The sequence below is a fragment of the Succinimonas sp. genome (assembly GCF_045225735.1).
Taxonomy (GTDB): Bacteria; Pseudomonadota; Gammaproteobacteria; order Enterobacterales; family Succinivibrionaceae; genus Succinimonas.
The window spans coordinates 1-6659 of the sequence record NZ_JBGVBR010000398.1 but is presented as its reverse complement, the minus strand read 5'-3'; the positions used below and the strand labels follow the sequence as shown (position 1 = coordinate 6659).

The window sequence follows — 6659 nt, the reverse complement described above, 5'->3', positions numbered from 1 at the left end:
ACCGCACTGGCCTAAAACATCCTGTTCAGTGTCTTTATCACGATGAATATTGAAAGAGGGGCCGTAATTATTCTCAAGCAGTCTGGTAAGAGTATCCTGCCACTTGTCATCATCAAAAATCTTGCTCTGTTTGAGAAGAACATCAGTTTCTTCTTCAGTGAGCTCCTTATCGTAAAAGAGTTCCCGTACGGCTTCCCTGACGGCCTCGGCGCATTTCTGCGTGGCCTTGTCATCGGTTAAAAGGTTCTGACTGAAGGGAATCCTAGCCGAAATGGCATGCCGCTTCAGCATGGAGGCGCAGAAGCTGTGAATGGTGGAAATGGAGGCCTTGTCAATGTTGGTGAGAGCATCCCGGAGAATGTGCCGGGCGGTTCTGTAGCACTGAGCCCTGTCACTGTCACGCAGTGTTCCGTCTTCTTCCGCAAAACATCTTATAAAAGGCTTAAGATACCAGTTTTCCGGTTTGTTTAATTCTTCTTCCTTTTTGCTTAATTCGTTTTTGTCAGCGCAATCCTGAAATAGCTCCATTACCGCAGTAAGACGCTCCCGGATCTTTCTGCGGAGATCCCGGGCGGCGCTGCGGGTGAAGGTCATTATCAGCATCTTGTCCAGAGGCACCGGAGCATACTCCGGGCTCCCCAGAAGAAGTCTCGTGATAAGACAGGTGATGGTAAAGGTTTTTCCGGTTCCGGCGGAAGCTTCGATATATCCGGGGCCGTTCAGGGCGAAGGATAAGGTTAACGGATCCTGCGTGGTATTCTTAGTAGTGTTTCTGGCATCTGTCATATGCTGATGAACCTCTGTAAACTTGTCTTAAAAGCCGGCCTTTTCATATTCCTTTTTGGGGTGGCTGCCGGCGTTTTTCTGCGCGGTAAAGGGGGCTTGTCTCGGATTGCCCCGCCTGTCTCAGGCAGGGGAGCCCAGTTATCACTTCTTTGCCTTGCCTTTGGTATTAGTGCCGGCTTTTTTACCTGGCAGCATAAATTTGGCAAAGGCTTGGCAGATTCTCCTGAAGTTGCGGTCATTTTCATTCTTCATGTCATCAAAAAGAATGGTATCCGCCTTTCGGAAATTCCGGCGGGTGCTGTCACTCCCGTTACCAAAATCATTTTTGCTTTCAAAACGAAGCGGCGCAATCTGGCCCAGAAGGTAGAGCTTCAGGGTGTTTCTGAGAATTTTGGCGGCAGCAACCCCGGTCATGGGGGTAACCAGATCCTTGTCCGGAGCTACGGTATCTTTTACGGCCATGGCGTAAAAATTCCGGCTTTCCAAATCCGGGCAGCCGCTGCTTATGACGTACATCGCGGCATTCACCAGCTTCATAAGCAGGAATTTTGTATCATCCTGCTTGTGCCAGGGATCCAGCATGACATTCCGGCACAAGAGATTCGACACTTCCGAAATCCCGGTTATTCTGACAGTGATATTTGCGGGTTCCTGTCCCCTGCTCAGCTTCCGGTATTCCTCGACAAGATTCCGCCAAGGGAGCTTCGCATCCGCTTCCTCCGTTTTTACCTCAATTTCATCATCCAGAACGGTGATTTCCCAGGGAAGCCAGTCCCGGGAACCCGGCACAAAGGGACTGTCCTTATTTGCCTCGTTACCGGTCTCTTTGCTGTTCTCAGCCTTGGCACTGTTCCGGATCTGGTTATTAAGCTTTATGCAGACTTCGCTGTAATCCGGCACGGTCATACTAATCTCATCATCGGCATTATGAGCCGGTTCCATCTGAGCCAGGACGTTTTTAAGAGCGGCGATCTTGGCTTCAAAATCACGCCAGGCATACTCCCCCACATTGCCTGCAGGGAACGCCCCCTTTCTGATAAGGAGATCCCGGAAGCTCCGGCGCTTTTCGTCATCAGGGTCGGCCGCCTCCAGTCTGGCCGCATCCTGCATGAGATTCCCCTTTTCCAGAAAGGCGAAGCAGAATCTCTCGCTTGCGGGAGCCGGCTTGTCATAATCCTCTTTCATGCCCAGCTTCCGGTTCAGGAAATACTTCTCGGGATCCCGGATGAACTTAAGGAGATCGCTGGCTGTGATGGTGATTTCGCCGTTCTGGGGCTCCAGTCGGCCGGCGGGATAAATGCCTTCGCCAATGGCATGGCGAGGCACGCTGTCAGTTCCCGTCCGCTGGAAGAACCACTGCTCCTGATATGAGTAGAAAGGCGAATCTTTATCATAGTTTCTGGCATCGGAAGGATTCAGGGTGGCGGTACGGGTAATCGCCTTTCGCATCTTCTTCGAAAGATCCTCTTCTGAAAGCTCCTTTTCTGAAGAAGCTTTTAAATCCTTCCCGGTGTTTTCTTCGGTTGGCATGGGGATCATGGAATCCGCCACGTAATCCAGCAGTTCGGATACCACGATGGAGGGATTTCGCTCGGAGCCGTCTCCCGGAGAGATGCCCAGATAGGAGATGTGCAGGCTCTGCTGAGCGGCCAGCACCGCTTCCAGAAACATGTAGCGGTCGTCATCGGGACGGTTGCGGTCGCCGGCCCTGGGTTTTTCCCGCATGAGGTCAAAGCCGGGCACCGCCGGATTTGCCGGAAAATCTCCGTCATTCATGCCCAGCATGAACACATGCTTAAAGGGAATGGAACGCATGGGGACGAAGGTGCAGAAATTGATGGCGTTTCTGAGGAACGGGGAACGGCCGTCATCGGAACCGGACAGAATTTCATCAAAAAATCTGAGAGTCAGGGTCAGGGTAAGCCGGGGCTTTTCCCGGAGAGCGTCAATGCTGTCAGCGGCATCGGCAAATGATCTCTTCAGGTAATTCATAATGCCGGTGCCCCGTTCTCCCAGATCGAAGAACACATCCAGGATGCGGTTTTTAATAAAGGCATGCCAGTCATTCATGGTTACGGGATCAGCGCTGTCCGCCTGCTCGGCTTTCCGGCTCATGGCCGTAAGGGCCTTTTTAAGATCCCGGAGCTTAGCCAGGAATTCTGCAAATACCCCGAGATCCTTAACGAGATCGCCCTCGCAGTCCGCATTCCAGGGCTTGTCATCGCTGCCGTCGCAGGGCATCATGCTGCCCAGGATCATGCGGTTTATCCCCTGCTTTATGGTGACATCCTCCAGCCGGCCCTGAAGTCTGCCGGGATCGGCGTTGTCAGTTCCGCCGGCTGCCGCGCTGCCGGCGGCAGCGCCGGAACCGGCGCGGAATCTCGCCACGTCATCGCTGTCCAACCCCAGCATGGCATTGTTATCGCTGAGGATATTGCCGATTACCGGGATATCCTCCTCGCTGAGACCGAATTTCCGGCGGATCTCTTCAATGTTAAGGAGAGCTGCCACGTCATGAGCGCTTAAGATGGTGTCCGGATCTGAAATAGAGAGCAGAGTGCGCACCCCGGCCAGTACCGGGTTCTGATCGTTCATGCTGCGGTCGCAGATGGCAATGGGGAGTTCGCCGTTCTTAGAGGCAGTCTTCTCATTGGCGCTTAAGCGGGCTTTAAGGTTCTCATTGCCGCTTAAGCGGGCTTTAGGGTTCTCATTGGCGCTTAAGCGGGCTTTAGGGTTCTCATTGTCGCTTAAGCGGGCTTTAAGGTTCTCATTGCCGCCCTTGAATACGCCCTCGATAAAGGGAGCGTATACCGAAATGTCCGGGGCCATGACAATAATGTCCCGGGGGAGCAGTTCCTCATCCTTTTCGTTATCCTTATCCTTACCCTTTTCCTCAGCCTCTTCCTTATCAAAAAGAGCCAGGATTCTGTCATAAAGCACCTGCACCTCTCTCAGTCTGGTGGGACAGGAGGTGACGGTCAGGGTGGGATTTTTGGTATCAGCTATAAGGCGAATCTTCACGGGCTTTTCAGTTTTTTCTCCGAAAGACTTATCATCTCCGGGAACGGCGGAATTTTTCAGGGTAAAGATATCCCGGCGGATGTGTTCCAGAATGCTGGTGTTTGCGGCTGAGGCTTGGCTGTCGCGGTAATCCTGCTCGTAGGCGGAGATCTCGGCAATCAGGGGCCGTTCCGAATTATTATTCTGCTGAGATTCACTGGCCGCTGCGGTCTTTTCGGTAAGGAGGGCCAGCATGTCCCGGCCCCGGCGGCCGAAGGACAGGAGCAGCGGGTTTTTGCTGTCCCGGAAGGTTTTATCGAGCTCGTCAAGCTGCTTCTCCGGATCGGCATCACCGGCATTTCCGGAATTGACAGCGCTGCCAGCTTCAGCATGATCACCGTCAGCGAGAACGGGCAGATTCTTAAAAAACTTTTCTCTTTTTTTCCGTTCCTCTGACGGCATTTCTTCCAGAGGGAGAATGATCCCCAGGGGATGATTTGTCTCCGCGCCGCCGGCCGATGCCTGATTTCCCGCGGCGAGGATATCCTTTACGGAGCTGGCCTTATTCAGCTTACGGATGCGGCAGGACATGATTTTGTTGATGCGCTCTCTTACTTCCTTTTTGCTTACCTGACGGAGATCCCCCCAGTACTCCTTGCAGGGATTAAGGAACATGAAATGCACGTCGGTGAAGCGGCCCAGGGCAATAAGAATGTCCAGAATCTCCGGAGGCACCGAGGAAATGCCGTAGAAAAACACCCTGCCGGGGATCCTCTTTGATACCGCCTCCCTGATGCGATCCTGTTCCTTGGAGGAGAGATTCTTTTCAGAGAGCAGATTCTTGAGTTCGCTGATAATCCGGGAACGGGAGATCCGGGAAAGCTCCCTGCCGGAATCCTCTTCTGAGACTCCCTTGATATTCTTTTCCAGTATTTTCCAGAGAGAGGCCTCCCACTTGAACTTCTCGAGCCCGGCGGCATCGGATGAGCTGGGAGATCCTTTTACGGACTTAACGGCATCCTGAAGCCAGCTGGTAAGATCCTGCTTTTCGCCCATCCACTGATTGATCCATTCCGGACGGTAAACCTGATACTGGTCATACACATCAGCGAGAGCCGCTGCCAGGTCGTAAACCAGGAGCGTTCTTTCCGCTTCCGTGATGCCGGGACGGTTAAGATAATCCCTGAGGTACTGGAGATCGCTGTTCGCGGTTCCCGGGTTATCCCCGTTCCCCTCCCCGGCTTCCTGCCAGCGGGACAGGGCTCCCATAAGATTCCATTTCAGGGAGTCTCTGCTGAAAACGTCAAACTCCTCCCCGTGCTCCGCATCCTCCGGGAAATCCGGCAGAATGTCCCGGGCCAAATCCCAGATAAAGGGCCAGAGCCGCACGTTGCGGGTCAGGGCAAAAATGCTGTTCTCTTCCGTCATTACCTGTTTCACATAGGTGAACATGCCGCGGTTCTGGGTGACTATGACCTCATTGACAAAGAGATCGGAGGAGCCCCGCATGTTCTTCATGATCACGCCCCCGATGCGGGCCAGAGTTTCCAGACTGTCTGAGTAGTAGGTGGTAAACATAAATGAATCCTTGGTAAATGGGAAACGGACAGACGGCATCCGCTTTTTCCCCGGCATTCCCGGCGGGCTCCCGCTCTGAGCTTGCGGGCCCTTGCCGAAAAACCACGGCCGGCATGGAATAATCTTGTCCTTCGGATAGTTCGAAGGTATGACTCCGCAGGACTGAGCTTATTGGCTTAGCAGCTCTGACAGCTTCAGTCTTGTTTTTTTACTAGTGAGCAAAATTTATTCTACAAACAGCAATTTGCGTCATTCAAGGATATTTCCGGCAATATTTTAAAAATGCCTGCGGGATCATAGTTTGCGGGTGGTTGCGGGGATGGAGGAGCTACAAGAGACAGGTACGGAGAGAGAGGCACAGAGAGTGGTACGGAGAGATACCGCTCCCGGGATAAATGCCGGCTGTGAGGGATAAGGCATGGCACAGATTTTCAGGAAATCGCTGAGTGAAACCGGAGTTGCGTCACTTTGCGGGAATCTGAACAGGCAGGGGTATGGCAGGCAGCGGAGGTGTCTGATAGTATTTAGGTTGGAGGTTACGGAAAGCGCTCATTTTTTTGAAGCCGAAATCATGCAAAGGGCAGATTTTGCAGGGTTGCCGGAGCATGGCGCTCGCAGGAAAAAAGAGCGGAATCAGCTTGTAAATCAAGAATAAGGCAATTGTAACTATAATAAGTATAAGCCATAAAAATGGCTGTTATTGAGGTAGGTAATATGTTACATATGTCTAAACAACAAGAAAATTGACACACTTCAAATAATTTTACTGTTTTTGTGACAGTGATCAACAGTTTTCCAGAATTTGGTTTTCGGAATAATAAATTTCGAGAGAAGAATGCATTTATCTTTTAGTCTCATCTTCTGACATTTATGTTAAAGCGTGATCTGGATCCTGTATCTGTCGGAAGTATATCTTATTGTCGGATCTTTTTTGAAATAGGTAGTATAATGAGGATGTAACAAGGAAGTACCGGTAACACTGTCAAAGGGTAATGTTTTTTTGACACCCTTTGAGGCCTTGTGACACAACCCTCCCTGAAGGGAGGCGCCGCATGGGGGGATACCCTATTGCGGTATTGAAGCTTCCTGAGGCTCAGCAACGTCCGGAGTACGGCTAAGAAGCCGCATGGGGGGATACCCTATTGCGGTATTGAAGCTCGCAGCATTGTGGTGTTGGTTATCTTGAAGCTACTAGCCGCATGGGGGGATACCCTATTGCGGTATTGAAGCAACACAGCAATACTCCAAAATTCTACGGCCTTGCAAGCCGCATGGGGGGATACCCTATTGCGGTA

2 protein-coding genes are annotated in these 6659 nt (G+C 51.9%); both read right to left on the bottom strand.

The window, feature by feature from the left end; translation table 11 throughout:
* Nucleotides 1-786, bottom strand: a 786-nt coding sequence (locus tag ACJROR_RS14135; RefSeq protein WP_406547665.1) for a UvrD-helicase domain-containing protein, incomplete at its 3' end; no start/stop codon positions are given.
* A 141-nt stretch (nucleotides 787-927) separates the two neighbouring features.
* Nucleotides 928-5364: an exodeoxyribonuclease V subunit gamma gene (locus tag ACJROR_RS14130; RefSeq protein WP_406547664.1), complete on the bottom strand. Its 4437-nt coding sequence runs from the start codon at nucleotides 5362-5364 to the stop codon at nucleotides 928-930.
* Between the last annotated feature and the right edge of the window lie 1295 nt (nucleotides 5365-6659).

What these genes read in the sequence shown, in the direction of transcription:
- ACJROR_RS14130 (WP_406547664.1), bottom strand. Translation starts at nt 5,364, where the DNA reads ATGTTTACCACCTACTACTCAGACAGTCTGGAAACTCTGGCCCGCATC.